Consider the following 21,578-nt stretch of genomic DNA (forward strand, 5'->3'; position numbering starts at 1 on the left):
CTATGGGACAAAAAGTAAACCCTATTGGTTTTAGACTTGGAATAGTCAAAGGTTGGGATTCGAATTGGTATGGTGGTAAGGATTTTGCTGAGAAGCTTTACGAAGATCAGCAAATCAGAAAATATGTCAACGCCAGAATTCCAAAAGGAGGTATTTCAAAAATAATCATTGAAAGAACGCTTAAAAGAATCACGCTAACCATCCATACTGCCCGTCCGGGTGTTGTGATTGGTAAAGGTGGTGCTGAAGTAGATAAACTTAAGGAAGAGCTCAAAAAGCTAACCAACAAGGATGTTCAAATCAATATATTTGAAATAAAGCGACCTGAAATGGATGCTAAATTGGTAGGCGAATCTATAGCGCAACAGCTTCAGGCTCGAATATCATTTAGAAGAGCGATGAAGCAATCCATCGCAGCTACCATGAGAGTGGGTGCTGAAGGTATAAAAGTGAAACTTTCCGGACGACTGGGAGGTGCTGAAATGGCGAGATCTGAAATGTACAAAGAAGGTAGAATTCCTCTACATACTTTGAGAGCAGATATCGATTATGCTATTTCTGAAGCTCATACTATCTATGGTATCATTGGTATCAAAGTTTGGATCTTCAAAGGTGAAGTATATGGTAAAAGAGATTTATCTCCAAACCAAGGTGCGACCAATGATCCAAAAGCCAGTGCAACCAGGGGTAATAAGAGAAGAGAAGGCGGCCCAAAAAGAAGAAAGAGAAACCCCTAATTTTCACCCTAAGTGAGAAATCATGTTACAGCCAAAGAGAACTAAATATAGAAAAATGCACAAGGGGAGAGTCAAAGGCTTGGCGCAAAGAGGGCATACGCTTTCTTTCGGCAACTTTGGTGTCAAATCCCTTGAAGCTGGTTGGATTACATCCCGTCAGATAGAAGCAGCTCGTATCGCGATGACCAGAGCGATGAAAAGAGAAGGTCAAGTATGGATAAGGATTTTCCCTGACAAGCCTATCACCAAAAAACCTGCAGAGGTTCGTATGGGTAAGGGTAAAGGAGCTCCGGAATATTGGGTTGCGGTTATCAAACCAGGAACAATCCTTTTTGAAGCCACTGGCGTCAGTATGGAAACTGCACAGGAAGCTTTGAGATTGGCTCAACAGAAGCTTCCCGTCAGTACAAGATTTGTAGTACGTAGAGACTACGTAGGATAATAGAAACTATGAAAAACTCAGAAATCAGATCACTTTCAGAAAGTGAAATCAGTGAGCGGATTGTAGCTGAGCAAAGCAATTTGACTAAATTACGTTTTGCCCATGCCATTTCTCCAATAGAGAATCCCAATAAAATAAGAGAGACAAAGTTGTTGGTCGCAAGATTGAAAACAACCTTGAGCGCCAAACAATTAGCTAAATAAGAATTAAGATGGCTACTACTGAGAGAAATCTACGGAAAGAAAGAATAGGAAAAGTAGTTAGCAACAAGATGGAGAAATCCGCTACTGTTGCCGTGGAGAGAAGGGTAAAACACCCTATCTACGGTAAGTTTGTTGCAAAGACTACCAAATTTATGGTTCATGACGAGAACAACGAGTGTCACCCAGGTGACCTTGTAAAGATTAGTGAGACTCGTCCGCTGAGTAAGAATAAGCGTTGGAGATTAGTAGAAATAATAGAAAAGGCTAAATAATCATGATACAACAAGAATCCAGACTAAGCGTAGCGGATAATTCGGGTGCCAAAGAGGTGCTTGTGATCCGTGTATTGGGAGGAACCAAGAAAAGATATGCTTCTATTGGTGATAAAGTTGTAGTAACTGTAAAATCAGCTATTTCTTCCAGCAGCATGAAAAAAGGTACCGTTTCAAAAGCGGTTATCGTGAGAACTAGGAAAGAAATTAGAAGAAAAGACGGTTCATATATCCGATTTGAAGATAATGCAGCAGTTCTTTTGAATAACAATGACGAGCCTAGAGGTACACGTATCTTTGGTCCAGTTGCTAGGGAATTGAGAGAAAAGCAGTTTATGAAAATTGTGTCTTTAGCCCCAGAAGTATTGTAATCATGGAAAGAAAATTCAATAAGCAACCAAAATTGCATATCAAAACTGGCGATACAGTAAAAATTATCGCCGGTGATGATAATGGAAAAACGGGAAAAGTTCAATCAGTGAACTTAGAAAAAAGGAAAGCTATCGTGGAAGGGATCAATATGGTCACCAAACACGTGAAGCCTACTGCTACAAGTCCTCAAGGTGGAATCGAGAAGAAAGAAGCCGCTATTCATCTAAGTAACCTTATGCTTGTAGATCCAAAAACTGGTGAAGCGACTAGGACTGGAAGAAAGCCGGGCGAAAATGGTAAATTAGTTAGGTATTCTAAGAAAACTGGGGAGGTAATCAATGGCTAATCCAAGAATTAAAGATAAATTCATCGCAGAAATTGCACCTTCTTTGAAGGAAAAATTTCAGTATCAGTCTGTAATGCAAGTACCTAAATTGACGAAAATCGTCCTGAATAAAGGTATTGGCGCTGCAGTAGCAGATAAAAAATTGGTAGATCAAGGAGTTGAAGAACTTTCATTGATCACTGGTCAGAAAGCTGTAGCTACAAAAGCGAAAAACTCAATCTCCAATTTTAAATTGAGAGAAGATATGCCCATCGGTGCGAAAGTTACTTTGAGAGGTCATAGAATGTATGAATTCCTTGACAGATTGATCTCAGTTGCTCTACCACGTGTAAGGGATTTTAAAGGGATCAACGATAAAGGATTTGACGGAAGAGGGAATTACACTCTCGGTGTGACAGAACAGATTATCTTTCCTGAAATCAGCATTGAAAAAGTCAACAGAATCTCTGGTATGGATATCACTTTTGTGACCACAGCCAACACAGACGAAGAAGGCTTTGCCTTGTTAAAAGCTTTTGGAATGCCTTTCATCAACAAAAATAATCCAGAATAATCATGGCAAGAGAGTCATTAAAAGCTCGTGAGAGAAAAAGAGAACGTCTTGTAGCCAAGTACTCCAAGAAAAGAGCAGAGTTAAAGGCTGCTGGAAACTATGAAGCTTTGGATAAGTTACCAAAAAATTCATCACCTGTGCGTCTGCACAATAGATGTAAATTAACTGGTCGTCCTAAAGGTTACATGAGAAAGTTTGGTATCAGTAGGGTTACCTTCAGAGAAATGGCTTCTGCTGGTAAGATTCCTGGGGTTACGAAATCGAGCTGGTAATAATCAGACAAAAGTTTTTATTCTAAAAATCATTGTGTAACTTTGCACGCCCATAACGGGTACGCAGTTAGACTTATATAAATATGACTGATCCAATAGCTGATTATCTAACCAGATTGAGAAATGCCATTAAGGCTTCTCATCGAATCGTTGAGATACCCGCCTCTAACATCAAAAAAGAGATGACAAAGGTGCTTCATGACAAAGGATATATCCAAAACTATAAATTTGAAGAAAATGGTCCTCAGGGAACTATCAAAATAGCTTTGAAATACAATCCAACGTCTAAGCAAAACGCCATTGTCAACTTGACAAGAGTTAGTAAGCCAGGGTTGAGAAAATATGTTAAGCATGACGCACTACCCAGAGTCATAAATGGCTTGGGTGTCGCCATCGTTTCCACGTCCAAAGGTGTAATGACCGATAAGGAAGCCCGTACTGAGGGTGTAGGTGGAGAAGTACTTTGTTACGTTTATTAATAAACCGTTATGTCCAGAATAGGTAAAAAACCAATAAATATACCCGCGGGTGTTACTGTAGACGTGGCAGCACACAATACTGTTACTGTTAAAGGTCCCAAAGGTACTTTGACTCAGGATGTAAATCCTGATATCATCGTAGCAATTGAAGAAAATCAGGTTGTTTTAACCAGGCCAACGGATTCCAAAAGACACAAATCTCTTCATGGCCTCTATCGTTCCTTGATCAATAATATGGTCATTGGCGTTTCAGAGGGTTACAAGAAGAAATTGGAATTGGTAGGTGTTGGATATAAAGCTTCTAATCAAGGTCAAGTTTTAGAACTGGCTCTTGGATATTCACATAGCATCTATTTTGCACTACCGGAATCGATTTCCTTGTCTACTGAGACACCAAAGGGTAAAAACCCTTCCGTAAGTTTAGAAGGTATAGACAAAGAATTGATCGGTCAAGTTGCTGCTAAAATAAGATCGTTACGTAAAGTCGAGCCTTACAAAGGTAAAGGTGTTCGATTCGCTGGAGAGATTGTTAGACGTAAGGCTGGTAAAACCGCTGGTAAAAAATAATTAATATGGCTTTCAATAAGAATTCTAGAAGACTTAGAATCAAAAAGAGTATTCGTAGAAAGATCTCCGGTACCGATTCTAGACCTCGTTTATCAGTATTCAAAAGCAATACTGGTATATATGCGCAACTGATCGATGATCTTAAGGGTAACACCCTTGCGTATGCATCATCCAAAGAACTTGGATCTTTGCAAAACACCAAGCTTTCGATTTCAAAGGAAGTTGGGTTGAAAATAGCTGAAAAGGCTGTTGCGAATGGAGTCACTGAGGTTGTATTTGACAGAAGTGGTTACCTTTATCATGGGAATGTTAAAGCTCTTGCTGAAGGTGCAAGAGAAGGTGGCCTTAAATTTTAATAGAAATTATGTCACAAATTAAAAGAAAACCCATAAGGGCAACTGATACTGAACTTAAGGAGAAAGTTGTAGCTATAAACCGAGTTGCGAAAGTAGTAAAAGGAGGTAGAAGATTTTCCTTCTCTGCGATCGTTGTTGTTGGTGATGGAAGTGGTATTGTAGGTTATGGTTTAGGCAAAGCCAATGAGGTCACTGATGCTATTACCAAAGGCATAGAAGACGCGAAGAAGAATCTTGTTAAGGTTCCGATTTTGAAAGGAACTATACCGCATGAGCAATTAGGTAAGTTTGGAGGCGGATTCGTATTGATCAAGCCGGCTGCACCTGGTACAGGTGTAATCGCGGGTGGTGCAATGAGAGCCGTTTTGGAAAGTGCTGGCGTAACAGACGTTTTGGCTAAATCCAAAGGTTCTTCAAATCCACACAATGTTGTGAAAGCGACTATTGATGCCTTGGTTCAATTAAGGGATGCAATCAATGTTTCTCAACAAAGAGGTGTAAAAATGTCTAAAGTTTTTAACGGATAATAACATGGCTAAGATAAAAATCACACAGCTCAGAAGTATTATCGACAGACCTAAGGATCAAAAAGACACCATTAAGGCGCTTGGTCTGGGTAAAATAAACAGGACTGTGGAAGTTGAAAATACTCCACAGATCGCTGGAATGGTAAGAAAAGTAAGTCACCTTGTTAAAGTGGAGGAAGTTTAATCATGAAACTACATACATTAAAACCAGCCGAAGGATCTACCAAAAATAGAAAAAGAATCGGTCGTGGTCAAGGTTCAGGCAGAGGTGGTACCTCTACAAGAGGCCACAAAGGAGCCAAATCTAGATCAGGATATAAGTCTAAGCTTGGATTTGAAGGTGGACAAATGCCACTTCAAAGACGTGTTCCTAAATTCGGCTTTAAAAGCATCAATAGAGTTGAATGCAATGTTATTAATCTTAACGTTCTTCAAGAATTATCAGAAAAGCTATCTTTAGACACCATTTCAGTTGATGTTTTGGTAGAAAATGGCTTAGTCGGTAAAAAAGATGTTGTTAAAGTTCTAGGAAGAGGCGAACTTACATCAAAATTGAACGTAAGTGCCCATTATTTCTCCGCGTCAGCAGTTGAGGCGATTGAAAAATTAGGTGGAACAGTAAACAAGATTTAAATAAATGAAAAAGTTTATTTCAACAGTTAAGAACATCTTTTCTATTGAAGATCTAAGAATTCGTATTTTGAATACAATAGGTTTTCTAATTGTATTCAGATTAGGATCTTTTATCGTCCTACCTGGCGTAGATCCTTCTAAATTAGGAGATGCTCCCGAAGGAATTTTTGGACTGATAGATACTTTCCTTGGTGGAGCGTTTAGTAACGCTTCCATTTTTGGACTGGGTATTATGCCCTATATATCTGCTTCGATTGTGTTGCAGTTATTAACTGTTGGAGTTCCTTATTTTCAAAAGTTACAAAAGGAAGGAGAGTCTGGTAGGAAGAGGATCACTCAAATTACCAGGGTTCTGACCATTGTCATCACGGTTGCTCAAGGAGTTGGTTACATCACTGCTACCATCCTTCCAACTGGTGCTGTTATGGTAAGTACATCCCTTTTCATGTTTAGTTCTTTGGTTTTACTCGCTGCAGGCACAATGTTTTGTATGTGGCTAGGTGAAAAAATAACCGAAAAAGGTATCGGAAACGGTATTTCTATGCTGATTATGATTGGGATCATATCAAGGTTTCCCGGCGCCATTATAGCAGAAGGTCTATCCAAAGGTACTTCTGGAGCTCTTTTGTTAATCATTGAAGCAGCTGTTCTGTTCTTTGTAGTAGTAGGAGTTGTCGCTTTGACCGAAGCAGTAAGAAGAATCCCAGTCCAGTATGCAAAACAGGTTGTTGGTGGTAAAGTATACGGTGGACAGCGTCAGTACATTCCGATTAAAGTGAATGCTTCTGGTGTAATGCCCATTATCTTTGCCCAATCTCTGATGTTTGTACCTGCTTTGGTCGCACAAATTTGGTCGGCGGATAATGATATCGCGAATTACATTGGGAGTACATTTAGTGATTTTACTTCATGGCAATACAATTTGGTGTTTGCTACGATGATCATTTTATTTACTTTCTTTTACACTGCAATCACTGTCAATCCGGAACAGATAGCAGAAGATCTTAAACGAAATGGTGGTTTTGTTCCGGGTATCAAACCTGGAGCTCCTACCGGTGATTTCATTGATAATATTATCTCTAAAATCACCCTTCCTGGGTCGATCTTACTGGCTCTGGTCGCGATCCTTCCTGCATTTGCAATTATAGCGGGTGTCAGTGGTGAATTTGCTCAATTTTATGGTGGGACTTCATTGCTGATCATGGTAGGTGTAATCATGGATACCTTAAGACAGATTGAGAGTTATTTGTTGATGAGGCATTATGAGGGAATGATGAAAAGCGGGAATATGAAAAATAATCCCACTGATTACGTAGTTGCTTAATATGATTCATTATAAATCTGCTGAAGAGATCCAATTAATCAAGGAAAGTGCCAAGATTTTAGGTAAAGCTCACGGAGAAGTTGCAAAATATATCAAAGAGGGAGTTAAAACCTCCTTCTTAGATAAAATTGCCGAAGAATACATCAGAGACAATAATGGTGTACCTTCGTTTAAAGGATATAATGGTTTCCCTTCGACACTTTGTATTTCAGTAAATGAAGTCGTTGTACATGGGTTTCCTAGCGAATATGTTTTGAAAGATGGCGATATAATCTCAATAGATTGTGGAGTCTTTCACCAAGGTTTTCATAGCGATTGCGCTTATACTTACCCTGTCGGTGAAGTTTCCCCACAAGTATTGTCATTGTTAAAGACTACAAAAGAGTCGTTGTATCTAGGTATCGAAAAAGCGGTTTTCGGCAACAGGGTAGGTGACATCGGTCATTCCATACAAAAGTTTGTAGAATCGAAAGGTTATACAATTGTAAGAGAGTTGGTCGGTCACGGTTTGGGAAAGAGTCTTCATGAATCACCGGAAGTTCCAAATTATGGAAAAAAAGGAAGTGGACCTATCTTGGATGCTGGATTGGTAATTGCAATTGAACCGATGGTGAATCTGGGTTCGAGGAATATTGTTCAGGAACGGGATGGTTGGACCATCCGGACTGCGGATAAGAAACCTTCAGCTCATTTTGAGCATACGGTGGCCATATTTCAAGATAGAACAGAAATTTTGACCACACATCAATATATAGAAGAAAATTATAAATTCTAAGTATGGCTAAACAGACATCTATTGAACAAGATGGTACAATAGTAGAAGCATTGTCTAATGCAATGTTTAAAGTGGAACTTGAAAATGGTCATCAATTGATTGCACATATTTCAGGTAAAATGAGAATGAATTACATAAAGATCCTGCCGGGTGACAAAGTGAAATTAGAGTTGTCTCCTTATGATCTTTCAAAAGGTAGAATTGTTTATCGATACAAATAAATTTGTCATGAAAGTAAAGACATCAATTAAGAAAAGAAGTGTTGATTGTAAGGTTGTCAGAAGAAATGGAAAGCTTTATGTGATCAACAAAAAGAATCCAAAGTTTAAACAAAGACAAGGTTAAAAATTATGGCAAGAATTGCAGGTGTTGACATACCGGACAACAAACGTGGTGAAATTGGCTTAACCTACATCTTCGGAATTGGTAGAAGTGCGGCCAAAGCGATCCTGCTGAAAGCAGGGATTTCTTTTGATAAGAAAGCTGGAGAGTGGGATGATGAAGAATCTACCGCTATCAGGAATTTGATTGCTGAAGAATACAGAACAGAAGGTGTTTTGAAATCAGAGATTCAATTGAACATCAAAAGATTGATGGATATAGGTTGTTATAGAGGTTTGAGACACCGTAAAGGTTTACCTGTAAGGGGTCAAGGAACTAAAAATAACGCTAGAACAAGAAAAGGTAAGAGAAAAACTGTTGCTAACAAGAAAAAAGCAACTAAATAAATCTTGATTTAGATTATGGCTCAGAAAAGAAACGATAAAGCTAAAGGTAAAAAAAGGGTAGTTAAAGTAGAGGCGATAGGTCAAGTGCATATCAAAGCTTCCTTTAACAATATCATCATCTCCATTACCAATAATTCTGGTCAGGTGATCTCTTGGGCTTCTGCCGGTAAAATGGGATTCAGAGGTTCAAAAAAGAACACACCTTACGCTGCACAAATGGCTGCACAAAATTGTGGTCAAGTTGCGTATGACTTAGGATTGAGAAAAATTGAGGTTTTTGTAAAAGGACCTGGGTCTGGCAGAGAGTCAGCGATCAGGACTTTGCAAAATGTTGGCTTAGATGTAACTACGATTGTCGATGTGACTCCACTTCCACACAATGGTTGTCGTCCACCAAAACGTAGAAGAGTTTAATTTATTAATTTAGATAAATAATGGCTAGATATAGAGGTCCAAAGGCAAAAATTGCCAGAAAATTCGGTGAGCCTATTGAAGGACAAAGTAAAGTACTTCAGAAGAAAAATTATCCTCCCGGCATGCATGGGAGAGGTAGAAGGAAAAAACAGTCCGAATATGCGATCCAGTTGATGGAAAAGCAAAAAGCAAAATACATTTACGGCGTATTGGAAAGACAATTCGCTAAGATGTTTGGTATTGCTTCCAGAAAACAAGGTATCACAGGTGAAAATCTTCTTCAATTGCTGGAGGCTAGATTAGACAACACCGTATACAGATTGGGAATTTCTCCAACCAGAAGAGGTGCGAGACAATTGGTCAGTCACAAGCATATTTTAGTGAACGGAGAGGTGGTAAACATTCCTTCTTATACTCTTAAACCTGGGGATACAATATCTGTAAGGGAAAGGTCTAAATCACTAGAGGCAATTACCGCAAGTTTGTCCGGTAAAGGAACAAATCGTTATCCTTGGTTAGAGTGGGATAATAGTTCTTTGACAGGTAAGTTTGTTTTGGTTCCTACAAGGGATGATATTCCTGAAAACATTAAGGAACAACTGATTGTCGAACTTTACTCTAAGTAATAATAAACTTTCTGACTTTAAAAGAACTAATGATATGTCCATACTAGCATTTCAAATGCCCGAAAAAGTGGTGATGGAGAAAGCAGATGATTTTCACGGTCTGTTTACCTTCAAGCCATTGGAAAAGGGTTATGGGGTCACCATTGGTAATGCCTTGAGGAGAATTTTGCTATCTTCATTGGAAGGGTATGCCATCACATCTGTTAAATTACCAGGTGTGGTTCATGAATTTTCCACCATTGAAGGAGTAGTGGAAGACGTGACTGATATTATTCTTAATTTGAAACAAGTAAGATTCAAAAAAGTCCATGAGGCAATTGATGGAAAAATTACTGTAGAAATTAAAAATCAGTCTATCGTCACTGCTGGAGATATCGCTAAGTTTACCTCTTCGTTTGAGGTGTTGAACCCTGAGTTGGTGATTTGCCATCTCGATGATTCAAGAAGTTTGGAGATAGAGCTTTCAGTAGAAAAAGGCAGAGGATACCTTCCTGCGGAAGATTCCAAACCAAAAGATCAAATATTCGGTGTTATTCCTATTGATGCCATTTTTACCCCTATCAAAAACGTTAAATACAGCGTTGAAAATACTAGGGTAGAACAAAAAACTGATTTTGAAAAACTAATTCTCGAAGTTAATACGGATGGTTCCATACATCCAGAAAAAGCACTACAGGAGGCAGCCAAGATTTTGATACAACATTTTATGTTGTTTTCTGATCAAACTATGGTCTTGGATTCTACTGGAGTTACTGAACCGGAACCAATTGACGAGGAGTTTCTTCACATGAGGAAACTTTTGAAGACTTCATTGAGTGATTTGGATCTTTCAGTTCGTGCGTTCAACTGCCTGAAAGCGGCTGACGTAAAAACCTTAGGCGACCTAGCCAGATTGGAAATTTCCGACATGATGAAATTCAGAAATTTCGGAAAAAAATCCTTGGCAGAACTTGAACAATTGATTCAAGAAAAAGGCTTGACCTTCGGCATGGATTTATCTAAGTATAAACTTGATGAAGAATAAATTAAAATGAGACACGGTAAGAAATTTAACCACCTTGGTAGGACAGCTAGCCATAGAAGGGCAATGCTTTCCAATATGGCCACTTCCCTAATTCTTCACAAGCGTATTTCAACAACGCTTGCAAAGGCTAAGGAATTGAGAAAATATGTAGAACCTCTTATTACAAGAGCTAAAGAAGATACTACACATAACAGACGTATCGCTTTTTCCTATCTTCAAAACAAAGACTCCATTAAAGAACTTTTTGGTGAAGTGGTTGTGAAAGTAGGAGATAGACCGGGTGGATATGTTAGAATTATCAAAACGGATTTCCGTTTGGGTGATAATGCTGAAATGTGTATCGTGGAATTGGTAGATTACAACGAATTGATGTTGAAAGAAGCCAAGCCTGCGAAGAAAACTACAAGAAGAAGCCGTAGAAGTTCTGACAAACCAGAAGAAGCTGCTGCGGTAACTCCTAAAGCAGCAAAGGCAGAGCCGAAAGCTGAAGAAACTGAATCAGAAGACAAAAAAGAAGATAAATCCGCTGAATAATATTATGCGAAACGCTTCTTTATATAAAGGGATTGGACATTAGTTCAATCCCTTTTTTTATATCCTTTAAGTTTAACAAGGCATATCCTGAGAAAATCATTAAATTTGAATATCCAATTTTCGAAATGAACAAACAAAAAGCAACTCTACTCCTGGCAGATGGAACCGTGTTTCATGGCAACCTCATCGGGAATTCTGGTACCAATGGCGGTGAAATTTGTTTTAATACCGGAATGACCGGTTATCAAGAAATCTATACCGATCCCTCGTATACTGGTCAAATCATAGTCAACACCACATCACATATAGGGAATTATGGTGTGATGGATGACGAATCCGAATCCGAATCCCCATCTATTGCTGGGATTGTGGTCAACAGCTTCTCTCAGGTTTTCAGTAGACTTGATGCCTCAGGATCCTTACAAGACTACCTTGTCAAGCATGGTATTTCAGGCATTGCGGATATTGATACACGCAAACTTGTAAGACATATCAGATCGCAAGGAGCAATGAATGCCATAATCAGTTCTGAGTTTGAAAATGATTTGGAAGGTTTAAGAGCCGAGCTTGAGAAAATTCCCAACATGGACGGGCTTGAACTTTCTTCCAAAGTTTGCACTACCGAACCTTACTATTTTGGAGATGACACTGCTGATATTAAGGTTGCTTGTTTAGATTTTGGAATAAAGAAGAACATACTGAGGAGTCTTGCAAGTAGGGGAGTCTATTGTAAAGTTTTTCCAGCCAAAACCAATCTTGCCGAAATGGAAGCTTGGAACCCTGATGGTTATTTTCTTTCGAATGGACCTGGAGATCCAGCTGTGATGGGATATGCCGTGGAAACTACGCAATCCATTCTTCAAACCGGCAAACCACTTTTTGGAATTTGTTTGGGTCACCAAATATTGGCGGAAGCCAATGGTGTTTCCACTTTTAAAATGCACCATGGCCATAGGGGATTAAACCACCCCATCAAAAATCTAGTGACTGGGAAAAGTGAAATTACTTCACAAAACCACGGATTTGTGGTCAATAGGGAAGACGTTGAAAAAAACGAAAATATTGAAATTACACACGTTCATCTTAATGATGGAACAGTTGCAGGAATCCGATTGAAAGATAAACCAGCTTTTTCTGTCCAGTATCATCCTGAATCTTCTCCCGGTCCTCATGACTCGAGATATTTATTTGATGATTTTATATCTTTAATTCAAAATAATTAGAACCTAATAAACCTTTTACATTATGACATTGATTCAATCTATTCATGCAAGACAAATTTTAGACTCCAGGGGTAACCCAACCGTGGAAGTGGATGTTTACACCGAAACTGGTGCATTCGGAAGAGCAGCTGTACCTAGTGGAGCCTCCACAGGAGTCAATGAAGCAGTAGAGCTACGCGATGGGGACAAAAGCAAATACCTTGGCAAAGGTGTGTTAAAAGCGGTTTCCAATGTGAATGATATTATTGCCCCAGAATTGGTAGGCATGGATATTTTTGAGCAAAACCTGATTGACCAGATCATGATTGGTCTTGATGGAACTCCAAACAAAAGTAAACTTGGAGCCAATGCTATTTTAGGAGTTTCCTTGGCAGTCGCCAAAGCTGCGGCGATGGAATCAGGACAACCACTTTACAGATATATCGGCGGTGTAAACGCCAATACACTCCCTGTTCCTATGATGAATATCATCAATGGAGGTTCACATTCTGATGCTCCTATAGCCTTTCAGGAGTTCATGATCCGACCTATTGGAGCACCCAACTTTTCTGAGGCCATCAGAATGGGTACTGAAATTTTCCATCATTTGAAAAAGATACTTCATGATAAAGGTTTGAGTACAGCCGTAGGTGATGAAGGTGGTTTTGCACCCAATTTTTCTGGTGGTACTGAAGAAGCATTGGGTTGCATTTTGGATGCAATTCAGAAGGCAGGATACAAAGCAGGTGACGACGTTACCATTGCATTGGATTGTGCCGCTTCAGAGTTCTATAAGGACGGGATGTATGACTATAAAAAATTTGAAGGCGAATCCGGGAAAACCAGAACCAGAGAAGAACAAGTTGCTTACTTGGCAGAGCTTTCTGAGAAATACCCAATAGATTCTATTGAAGATGGTTTTGCTGAGGAAGATTGGGCTGGTTGGGCCATGCTTACCGCTAAAATCGGCGACAAAATTCAATTGGTAGGAGACGATCTTTTTGTTACCAATGTGAAATTTCTTCAAAGAGGAATTGAGGAAAAATCAGCAAACTCCATTCTGATTAAAGTGAACCAAATAGGGACTTTGACAGAGACACTGAATGCAATTGCCCTTGCTCACAAAGCTGGTTTTACTACAGTGATGTCGCATAGGTCTGGTGAAACCGAAGATTCTACCATTGCTGATTTGGCTGTTGCAGCCAACTGTGGTCAAATCAAAACCGGTTCAGCCTCAAGATCTGATAGAATGGCAAAGTATAATCAATTGCTAAGAATCGAGGAATTACTAGGGGAATCAGCCTATTTTCCTTTATCCAAAAAATAAATACTAAATTTCATGAATTAAAAAGGCAGCCATCTGGCTGCCTTTTTTGTTTTCGTCCTACTCGGTGAAAAATAACTAGCCACTTATTTTTATGCTTTTTTTAAATTGAGACCAAATTAAATCAATTAAAATGTCCCGCTGATTTCAGCGTATCGCTAAACGACTATGGACAGTATATTGTGTAGTTTCATCAAAAATTTATGATTGTTATGGCGGTAGACGTTATTGTTCTTTGTCGGTAAGGGATTGCTTTAATTTTTCTGAAATGTTGTTCCAAATTCAAATGGAGTGCTTATTGGAAGTTATTCTGGGGTTGAACCTAAAAGCAGATAGCAGATCCTTTTTATTTCACAGGCCCTTCCATCATTGAATGAATTTTGATTTTGTTGAGGACAATTCCCGTTTTCCAATTTCGGTTAATTGCCGTTTCTTGCCAATCACACTTATTTTATCATAAATACCATTAGGATGCTTTGACTCCGGAATTCAATTGATTTCCTAAATTTAGCAAATTTTCCTTTTGATAGAATTTAATTATTTAGTTTATTAGTGAACGATTAGGTTAACATGATTTCTTATGAATCCAAACAGATTGGTTTTTCTTGGCATTTTATTTTTAATGACTGTACTTTCCTGTAAGCAAGAGAAACCAGAAAGTCAGGACCAAACCCTAGAATCCTTCCGAGGAGAAGTAGCGGCCACCCTAGTGAATATTGCCATTGCTGAAAAAAAATCTTTTGACTATCTTATTAATGCATCCGGAAAACTGGAGGCGGTCAATCAAGTTAAAATCGTGGTACAGCGACAGGGGATTTTGAACGAGCTTTATGTTAAGGAAGGAGATTTTGTGGAAAAAGGAAAAATCCTCGCCAGATTGGATGAATCCAATATCCAGTTCAATCTCGAGAAAGCCAAAATCCAAAGAAAAAATGCAGAAGCCAATTACCAGTCAGAGATTTTGAGTTTTCAAACCCTCATGGAATCCGGGGATACAGCAAAAATCGCGCGCATCCAAGACCAACTGAAAGCAAAAAGCGGTTTGTTTACCTCCGAGATAGAGATGAAAGAGGCGGAACTGGATCTCCAAAAAGGGGTTGTCATTGCCTCCATCTCCGGCAGAATAGCAGATCTCAAAATCAAGAAGGGAAGTTTGGTCTCTTCAGGAGAGGATTTGCTCGAAATCATCAACGTCAATCAGCTGGAGCTAAAAGTCAAGGTCCTCGAATCGGATATCAGTCAGATTTCCATTGGTCAAAGTGCCTCCATTTTCCCTGTAAGCGGAGGGGCTGGAGACATTCTGGGAACAGTCCGCAGCATCAATCCCAAAGTGGATGATAATGGTCTCGTTCAGGTCAGTATTCAAGTCAGCGGCAACACTGGGCTTTTACCAGGGATGAATGCGAGAGCAGTCATCCGTTCTCCCCAAAATAACAGTATTGTAGTGCCAAAACAGGCTTTGGTTTACCGGTCGGGGAGACCAGTGGTCTTTACGGTCGAAAAAAATGAATCCAAATGGAATTATGTGGAAGTCGGCAAAGACAACGGGAAAGAAGTTGAAATCCTCACCGGTATCGAAGTTAATGCCACGGTGATCACTTCCAACAATCTTCAGCTGGCCCATCAGGCACCCATTCAAATCGCAAAAGACTAAGGGCTATGGTTAGATTTTTATTGGCGAGGCCTATCGCGGTTTTGATGACTTTTGTCGCCTTGATGGTGTTTAGCCTTATCGTTTTTCAATCTCTTCCGATTTCCCTTTTACCTCCCATCGATGTGCCACAGATTGTGGTCAAGATAAATTATCCCAATGCTTCCCCCGAAGCGATTGAGCAAAATGTGCTATCTCCCATCAGAGAAGGCTTGATGACACTCAAGGGGCTTGAAGACATGGAAAGTAAGGCTGGAGGGGAAGTTGGTACCATTCGGCTCAGCTTTGATTACGGCACTAAAATGGAATTGGCCTATATCGATGTCAATGAAAAAATAGATCGAATTACCAGCAGTTTACCTTCGGGACTTCCTAGGCCTCAGGTAATCCGAATCAATACCAATGACATCCCGGTGGTCAGGGTCCAAGTGACCCCAAAAGAAGGCATCAATTACAATGAAGTCAGTTTGCTCGCAGAGAATGTCTTGAAAAAGAGACTGGAGCAATTGGAAGGTGTCTCCCTAGTGGATATCAATGGTAAAAAAGACCGTATCATCACCATCAGTCCCAACCTTGCTGCACTCAGGGCTTTGGGCTTGACCACTGACAATGTGATCAATGCCATCCGATTTGGCAATGAAGAACTTCCGGGAATCAGTGTTGAAGATGGTCAATTCAGATATTACCTACGGCTTGCCACCAGAGTGGACACTCCCGAAGACATCATGAAACTTCCCGTCCCGGGAGAGGATGGTCTAGCGGTGGACCTGGGACGCGTGGCTGAGGTCAAGTACGAAATTAAAGAGCCCTTGGGGTATCATCTTACTGGGAGTCAAGAAGGCTTGGTCATCACGGTACACAAACAGGCTTCTGCCAAAATGAACTTGTTGATTCCATTGATTTATGAATCATTGGAGGTGTTCAAAGCTGATTATCCAGAAGTAACCTTCGAACTGACGCAGGATCAATCCATGTTGCTCAATGCCGGAATCAGCAACCTACAGACCAGCTTGCTATTCGGTGGACTGTTCGCCTTCGCGGTGTTGTTTGTCTTTATCGGCAATTACCGCACACCGGTAATCATCGGGATCAGTTTGCCGACTTCCCTGATCATCAGTTTTTTGGTGTTTTACTTTTTTGACATTTCCATCAATGTGATTTCCCTCAGCGGTTTGGCCTTGGGCTTAGGGATGTTGATCGATAATGCCATCATTGTATTGGACAATATTACCCGCAAAAGAGCCGAAGGATTGGATCTTTTTGAAGCCTGTGTAGAAGGGGTGAATGAAGTGCAGTCCGCATTGATCAGCTCCGTTTTGACCACACTGGCTGTTTTTATACCCTTGGTTTTCCTCAGCGGAATTTCAGGTGCCTTGTTTTATGATCAGGCGGTTTCGGTGGCAGCGATCCTTTTTGTTTCCCTTATGGTGGCCTTTATCTTCCTGCCGATGCTCTATTATTTTTTCTTTAGGTCAAAGGGAGATAAAATAATGGACAATGAAAACAGCAAAGCATTTAGTGGCATTTTAAAGGGCTACAAAGCATTGTTTAGAAAGGTTTTCCTTAGAAGGAAATTGAGTTTAGGTATTTTTTTAATCTTGATTCCTGCAGGATTATCAATCGGTTTTTTCTTGGATACACAAGGGCTTCCACCCATTGAAAAGTTTGATGTGATGGTGGAGATTGACTGGAATGAACCCATTGCGGCCTTGCAAAACAAAGACAGAATTGTCAGTTTGATGGAATCCATCAAGGGCAAATACAGCAAAGCGGAATCCGATATTGGTGTACGCCAATTTTTGTTATTTGATGGGGAAAGCTCTATTCAGAAGGCGAGTCTTTATTTCCTTTTTGAAAGCGAAAGTGAAAAAGAGGAACAAATGCGATTGCTGGGAAATCTGATTGCACAAAATTTTCCCCAAGCGGCTGTTGGCATTATGGATGCTCCTAATGCTTTTGATCAGCTTTTTAATTCCAATATGCCTTATTATGAAGTCCGATGGAAAGATCTTGCGACCAAAAAGCCAATTGAGGAAGCTAAAATGGATCAATGGCTGGAAGTATTTCCTGTGGATCAATGGGAACGTGGGCCGGCCTTGCAAAAAGAAGCCTCGGTGATTTTCAGGCTGGATGCAGCAAAAATGGCGCTTTACGGGATTGATCTATCCAGGATTCAGGACCAGATTTTAAGGCTTTTCGGCAATTTTTCCATTACAGAGATCAAGCGGTTTGGAGAGATTACGCCGATCAGGTTAAAATCTAAGGACATTAATTTTGAACAGATGCTACAAACCAATTATTTGATTGGCAGAGACGGGAACGAATACGCCCTTGGTAATTTTATCTCTTTTACTTACGAAAACCACTACAAGAATGTGACCGCTGACAAGGGAGGTATCTATCAATCTGTCACGTTGGAAAGCCAAAATCCTTCCGATTTCAATGCTGAAATTTCCCAATGGGGAGCCGATCGGAACTTGGGTGTAAGTTTTTTTGGACAGTATTTTCGGGATCGTGAAAATATCCGGCAGTTGATTGGCATCCTTTTGATTTCCGTTCTTTTGCTTTATTTCATCCTTTGTGCCCAATTCGAAAGTTTCATCCAACCTCTCATCGTGATTTTCACCTTGCCGTTGGGTATTGCTGGGGCGTTCGTGGTGTTATGGATTACAGGCACTTCGCTCAATGTGATGTCGGCCATTGGCTTGGTGGTCATGCTGGGAATCATGGTCAATGATGCCATCCTGAAAATTGACACGATCAACCGATTGAAGATCAAATACAAAAGTGATCCTTTGATGAATTCATCACAAATTCTGGACAAGGCTTTGTTTGAGGCCGGAGAAATAAGGTTGAAGCCGATTATGATGACCTCCATCACGACCATCTTGGCTTTGCTTCCGGTAGTTTTCAGTGCTGGATTGGGTGCTGATTTGCAGCGACCATTGGTCTTTTCGGTAATCGGAGGACTTACCATCGGGACATTCACTGCACTGTATTTTGTGCCATTGGCCTATTCTTTTATCTCAAAAAAATGACTCCTTTTAGAATCGTCATCGCTTTTATCGTTCTCTCCATCATTGGCATTGCTCTGGTGCCGAAGCTCTCGGTGGACCTGAACCCCAGGGAACAAGAGCCGATTTTGTCCATCAGTTACAATGTGCCGAGATCTTCTCCGGAATTGGTGGAAAAATTGGCTACCTCACCTTTAGAAGGAGCGATGTCCCAATTGGCAGAATTGAAAAAAATCAATTCCGTTTCCAATTATGACCGTGGATCGATAACACTTCGGTTTGACAAAAGGACGGACATGGAATTCAAGAAATTCGAAGTGGCTTCCATTATCCGTCAGGTTTATCCCTCGTTGGACCCAAAGGTTGCCTATCCCCTGGTGACACAATCCTCCGAGCGGAGAACGGATCTCAAAACCCCTATTCTCACCTACAGTGTGAATGGGCCATTTGCTTCCTTCGAAATCAAAAAAATAGCTGAAGACGTACTCAAAACAGCACTCAATCGCTTTGAAGAAATCGAAGAGGTCACGATCAGGGGAGCAAATGACTTGCAGCTTTACGTGACCTATGATATCCAAAAACTCCAGTCACTATCGCTTTCCAAAAGCAATATTTCCACGGCTGTATCCAATGCTTTTGGGCGAACTTATCCCGGCGCAGTGGTCAACAATAAAAATGAAACGCTTTTTATCCAAGTGGATCGCTCTCTGAAAGAAATCAGTCAACTGGAAAATCTGCTGATCACTACCAAGGCAGGGAAGGAAATTTATCTACGGGATATTGCCCAATTGACCCTGGAAGAATCCGAACCCAACACCTATTACAGGATCAACGGCAATAATTCCGTCACGCTTTCGGTCATCAACAGGGATGGAGTGAACAAGGTGATCCTGGCAAAAAACATCAAAGCTGCGATTGAAAACTCCAAAAGCCTTCTCCCGGCTGGATTTGAGGTGCGTTTGGAAAATGATGACACGGAGTTTTTGGAAAAGGAACTCCAAAAAATATACAAGCGATCGGGTCTTTCCATCTTGATCCTCATTGTCTTTATTTTCCTGATCAATAGAAATATCAAATACTTAGGGATCCTTTTTCTTGGCATATTCGTCAATCTGAGTATCTCGGGAATTATACTTTATCTGCTTAAGGTGGATATCCATTTGTATTCCCTAGCAGGATTGACCATTTCATTTGGCTTGATCGTGGACAATGCCATCATCATGGTCGACCATTTGCACAAGCATAAAAACCGAAAAGTGTTTTTGGCCTTGTTGGCAGCTTCCTTGACGACCATTGCGGCGCTGATGATCGTATTTTTCCTACCAGAGGAGGATCGGAAAAACCTCACTGAATTTTCTGTGGTGGTATCGGTCATGCTGGCGGTGTCTCTTTTTGTAGCCTTGTTGTTTACGCCAGCATTATATGAGATGTTTTTTGGGTCCAAAGGAAACAAAGGAAGGGTGCTATCTATCCCTCAACTGAGAAATAGGGTAAAGGCTTTCAGGATCTTCAGAAATGGGATTTCGTTTACGGCCAAATACAGAAAAGCTTTTGTTACCGTATTGATTTTGATCTTTGGGTTGCCGGTGTTTTTCCTTCCGGCCAAATGGGAAGGGCAGGAATGGTACAACAAAACCATTGGGTCCACTGTCTATCAGGAAGACATACGGCCACATGTGGATAAGTATTTAGGGGGATCTCTCCGGATGTTCGTCAGGGGCGTTTTTGAAAAATCATCCTATCGGGAGGCGGAGAAAACCCGGCTTTACGTGTCCGCCAGGCTTCCTTTTGGGAATACTTTGGACCAAATGGATTTTATCATGAAAGAGTTTGAGAACTTTTTGAAAGGTGTGGAGGGAATCGATCAATTTGTCACCTATATCCAGTCCGGCCAATATGCCCAAATCGTGATCACTTTCAAGGAAGCCTACGAAAAATCAGCTCTGCCTTACCAATTGAAGGGAAGACTTTCGGTGAAATCCACGGATTGGTCCGGAGCCGGTTGGAGTATCTACGGAGTGGGACAGGGATTTTCCACCGGAGGAACAGGTGATGGGATTCCATCTTTTAGGGTGGAAATGAAAGGGTATAATTATGATGAATTGGAAAAACAATCCGTGGTTTTGGCAGATAAGCTTCTTTTGCACAAAAGAATCCAAGAAGTCAATACCAATGAGAGATTGAATTACAATGAGCGGAAAACTGAAGAATATGTACTTCGTTTGGATCAGTCAAGCCTTGCCCTTGGACAAACCAACCAATACGAAGTTATCAATGCATTGAATGACGTATCCAAACCTGTGGGCCCCACGACGTATTTGGCTTTGGCAGACAAAAATTACGGAGTGGTGATCAGGGAAAAAGACGCGCAAAAATATTCTAAATTTGATTTGGAAGAAAATAGTCTGATCGGTGGAAAAGACAAGATATTCAAGGTGAGTAATTTCGGCACCCTCACCAAGGAAACCACCACCAATGCCCTGCACAAAGAAGACCGACAGTACATCAGAATTGTGGCATTTGAATACATGGGTTCAGCGAAATTTGGCAATGAATATTTGGATGAGGTTTTGGGGGATGTGAAAGCTTCCATGCCTATCGGCTATTCCGCAAAAAAACAATCTTACAATTGGGATTTCAACAAAACCAAACGACAATATGGTCTGATTTTGATCTTAGTGGTCGCTATTTTCTTTATCTGCTCGGTACTATTTGAAAACCTCAAGCAGCCATTTTACATCATTGCCATTATTCCGCTATCCTTCATAGGCTTGTTTTTGATTTTCTCATTATTTGATTTTTATTTTGACCAAGGTGGGTATGCTGCATTTGTAATGCTGGGTGGCTTGGCGGTGAATGCGGCAATTTTTATTGTCAATGATTTGAATAACCGAACCAGTGGGACTTACAACAGGAATGTCTTGAAGGCTGTCGCCGGAAAAGCCATACCGATTATGCTGACCATCTTATCAACCTGCTTTGGTTTGATTCCCTTTATCATGGAAGGGCAAAATGAAATCTTCTGGTTTTCGCTTGCGATCGGTACGATAGGCGGATTGATCTTCAGTATTGTTGGGGTGTTTTTGGCGCTTCCTGTCTTTTTGTGGAGGAAAAAATGAGAGGGGTTAAAGTCTTTTCAGGACAAAAATAATTGAGCATCCTGTCATATAAATCATAATTCCCGACACTAAAGCATAAGGCTA

Annotated in this window: 28 protein-coding genes; all 28 read left to right on the forward strand. The window is 40.4% G+C overall.

Annotated features, from left to right (window positions below; all coding sequences use genetic code 11):
- Positions 1-2 precede the first annotated feature (2 nt).
- The 28 genes from rpsC to F824_RS0105675 all read left to right on the forward strand — a co-directional run bounded on the left by rpsC (position 3) and on the right by F824_RS0105675 (position 21,494).
- A complete protein-coding gene (rpsC, locus tag F824_RS0105545; RefSeq protein WP_019596871.1) occupies positions 3-737 on the forward strand; it encodes a 30S ribosomal protein S3 in 735 nt (244 codons plus the stop codon).
- Between the two features lie 22 nt (positions 738-759).
- Complete coding sequence (gene rplP / locus F824_RS0105550; protein ID WP_019596872.1) at positions 760-1,179, forward strand: 50S ribosomal protein L16; 420 nt, start codon at positions 760-762, stop codon at positions 1,177-1,179.
- A gap of 8 nt (positions 1,180-1,187) precedes the next feature.
- Positions 1,188-1,382: a 50S ribosomal protein L29 gene (gene rpmC / locus F824_RS0105555; protein ID WP_019596873.1), complete on the forward strand. Its 195-nt coding sequence runs from the start codon at positions 1,188-1,190 to the stop codon at positions 1,380-1,382.
- Between the two features lie 8 nt (positions 1,383-1,390).
- Positions 1,391-1,654 (forward strand): 30S ribosomal protein S17, encoded by a 264-nt coding sequence (rpsQ, locus tag F824_RS0105560; protein WP_019596874.1) that lies wholly within the window; start codon positions 1,391-1,393, stop codon positions 1,652-1,654.
- Between the two features lie 2 nt (positions 1,655-1,656).
- Entirely contained in the window at positions 1,657-2,025 is a 369-nt protein-coding gene (gene rplN / locus F824_RS0105565) for a 50S ribosomal protein L14 (protein WP_019596875.1), read from the forward strand.
- Between the two features lie 2 nt (positions 2,026-2,027).
- On the forward strand, positions 2,028-2,372 hold the full coding sequence (rplX, locus tag F824_RS0105570; RefSeq protein WP_019596876.1) for a 50S ribosomal protein L24: 345 nt from the start codon (positions 2,028-2,030) through the stop codon (positions 2,370-2,372).
- Complete coding sequence (rplE, locus tag F824_RS0105575; RefSeq protein ID WP_019596877.1) at positions 2,365-2,925, forward strand: 50S ribosomal protein L5; 561 nt, start codon at positions 2,365-2,367, stop codon at positions 2,923-2,925. Before rplX ends, rplE begins: the two co-directional genes overlap by 8 nt.
- Before the next feature lie 2 nt (positions 2,926-2,927).
- On the forward strand, positions 2,928-3,197 hold the full coding sequence (gene rpsN, locus F824_RS0105580; protein ID WP_019596878.1) for a 30S ribosomal protein S14: 270 nt from the start codon (positions 2,928-2,930) through the stop codon (positions 3,195-3,197).
- A gap of 83 nt (positions 3,198-3,280) precedes the next feature.
- Entirely contained in the window at positions 3,281-3,676 is a 396-nt protein-coding gene (rpsH, locus tag F824_RS0105585) for a 30S ribosomal protein S8 (RefSeq protein WP_019596879.1), read from the forward strand.
- 9 nt (positions 3,677-3,685) lie between these two features.
- A complete protein-coding gene (rplF, locus tag F824_RS0105590; protein ID WP_019596880.1) occupies positions 3,686-4,243 on the forward strand; it encodes a 50S ribosomal protein L6 in 558 nt (185 codons plus the stop codon).
- A gap of 5 nt (positions 4,244-4,248) precedes the next feature.
- Positions 4,249-4,599 (forward strand): 50S ribosomal protein L18, encoded by a 351-nt coding sequence (gene rplR, locus F824_RS0105595; protein WP_019596881.1) that lies wholly within the window; start codon positions 4,249-4,251, stop codon positions 4,597-4,599.
- A gap of 8 nt (positions 4,600-4,607) precedes the next feature.
- Entirely contained in the window at positions 4,608-5,126 is a 519-nt protein-coding gene (gene rpsE / locus F824_RS0105600) for a 30S ribosomal protein S5 (protein WP_019596882.1), read from the forward strand.
- A gap of 4 nt (positions 5,127-5,130) precedes the next feature.
- Positions 5,131-5,310, forward strand: a complete 180-nt coding sequence (gene rpmD, locus F824_RS0105605) for a 50S ribosomal protein L30 (protein WP_019596883.1) — start codon at positions 5,131-5,133, stop codon at positions 5,308-5,310.
- A gap of 2 nt (positions 5,311-5,312) precedes the next feature.
- Positions 5,313-5,759: a 50S ribosomal protein L15 gene (gene rplO / locus F824_RS0105610; protein WP_019596884.1), complete on the forward strand. Its 447-nt coding sequence runs from the start codon at positions 5,313-5,315 to the stop codon at positions 5,757-5,759.
- Between the two features lie 4 nt (positions 5,760-5,763).
- On the forward strand, positions 5,764-7,083 hold the full coding sequence (gene secY / locus F824_RS0105615; RefSeq protein WP_019596885.1) for a preprotein translocase subunit SecY: 1,320 nt from the start codon (positions 5,764-5,766) through the stop codon (positions 7,081-7,083).
- A gap of 1 nt (position 7,084) precedes the next feature.
- Positions 7,085-7,858, forward strand: coding sequence for a type I methionyl aminopeptidase (map, locus tag F824_RS0105620; RefSeq protein ID WP_019596886.1), 774 nt, complete (start codon positions 7,085-7,087; stop codon positions 7,856-7,858).
- A 2-nt stretch (positions 7,859-7,860) separates the two neighbouring features.
- Positions 7,861-8,079 (forward strand): translation initiation factor IF-1, encoded by a 219-nt coding sequence (gene infA, locus F824_RS0105625; RefSeq protein WP_009034195.1) that lies wholly within the window; start codon positions 7,861-7,863, stop codon positions 8,077-8,079.
- Between the two features lie 7 nt (positions 8,080-8,086).
- Positions 8,087-8,203: a 50S ribosomal protein L36 gene (gene rpmJ / locus F824_RS27110; protein ID WP_081624975.1), complete on the forward strand. Its 117-nt coding sequence runs from the start codon at positions 8,087-8,089 to the stop codon at positions 8,201-8,203.
- A gap of 5 nt (positions 8,204-8,208) precedes the next feature.
- Complete coding sequence (rpsM, locus tag F824_RS0105630) at positions 8,209-8,586, forward strand: 30S ribosomal protein S13 (RefSeq protein WP_019596887.1); 378 nt, start codon at positions 8,209-8,211, stop codon at positions 8,584-8,586.
- A gap of 15 nt (positions 8,587-8,601) precedes the next feature.
- Positions 8,602-9,000, forward strand: a complete 399-nt coding sequence (rpsK, locus tag F824_RS0105635; RefSeq protein WP_019596888.1) for a 30S ribosomal protein S11 — start codon at positions 8,602-8,604, stop codon at positions 8,998-9,000.
- A 20-nt stretch (positions 9,001-9,020) separates the two neighbouring features.
- A complete protein-coding gene (gene rpsD, locus F824_RS0105640; protein WP_019596889.1) occupies positions 9,021-9,626 on the forward strand; it encodes a 30S ribosomal protein S4 in 606 nt (201 codons plus the stop codon).
- A 34-nt stretch (positions 9,627-9,660) separates the two neighbouring features.
- On the forward strand, positions 9,661-10,650 hold the full coding sequence (locus F824_RS0105645; RefSeq protein ID WP_026333519.1) for a DNA-directed RNA polymerase subunit alpha: 990 nt from the start codon (positions 9,661-9,663) through the stop codon (positions 10,648-10,650).
- Between the two features lie 6 nt (positions 10,651-10,656).
- Entirely contained in the window at positions 10,657-11,184 is a 528-nt protein-coding gene (gene rplQ, locus F824_RS0105650; RefSeq protein WP_019596891.1) for a 50S ribosomal protein L17, read from the forward strand.
- Positions 11,185-11,309: 125 nt separating this feature from the next.
- Positions 11,310-12,407, forward strand: a complete 1,098-nt coding sequence (carA, locus tag F824_RS0105655) for a glutamine-hydrolyzing carbamoyl-phosphate synthase small subunit (protein WP_019596892.1) — start codon at positions 11,310-11,312, stop codon at positions 12,405-12,407.
- Between the two features lie 22 nt (positions 12,408-12,429).
- Positions 12,430-13,713 (forward strand): phosphopyruvate hydratase, encoded by a 1,284-nt coding sequence (gene eno, locus F824_RS0105660; RefSeq protein WP_019596893.1) that lies wholly within the window; start codon positions 12,430-12,432, stop codon positions 13,711-13,713.
- A gap of 577 nt (positions 13,714-14,290) precedes the next feature.
- Positions 14,291-15,364, forward strand: a complete 1,074-nt coding sequence (locus tag F824_RS0105665; RefSeq protein WP_019596894.1) for an efflux RND transporter periplasmic adaptor subunit — start codon at positions 14,291-14,293, stop codon at positions 15,362-15,364.
- Positions 15,365-15,369: 5 nt separating this feature from the next.
- The gene (locus F824_RS0105670) at positions 15,370-18,399 is read left to right on the forward strand and encodes an efflux RND transporter permease subunit (RefSeq protein ID WP_026333520.1); all 3,030 of its coding nucleotides are present in this window, start codon (positions 15,370-15,372) and stop codon (positions 18,397-18,399) included.
- Positions 18,396-21,494, forward strand: a complete 3,099-nt coding sequence (locus tag F824_RS0105675) for an efflux RND transporter permease subunit (protein WP_019596896.1) — start codon at positions 18,396-18,398, stop codon at positions 21,492-21,494. Before F824_RS0105670 ends, F824_RS0105675 begins: the two co-directional genes overlap by 4 nt.
- The last annotated feature ends 84 nt before the right edge of the window (positions 21,495-21,578 follow it).

This window comes from Rhodonellum psychrophilum GCM71 = DSM 17998 (genome assembly GCF_000381545.1).
Classification (GTDB): Bacteria; Bacteroidota; Bacteroidia; order Cytophagales; family Cyclobacteriaceae; genus Rhodonellum; species Rhodonellum psychrophilum.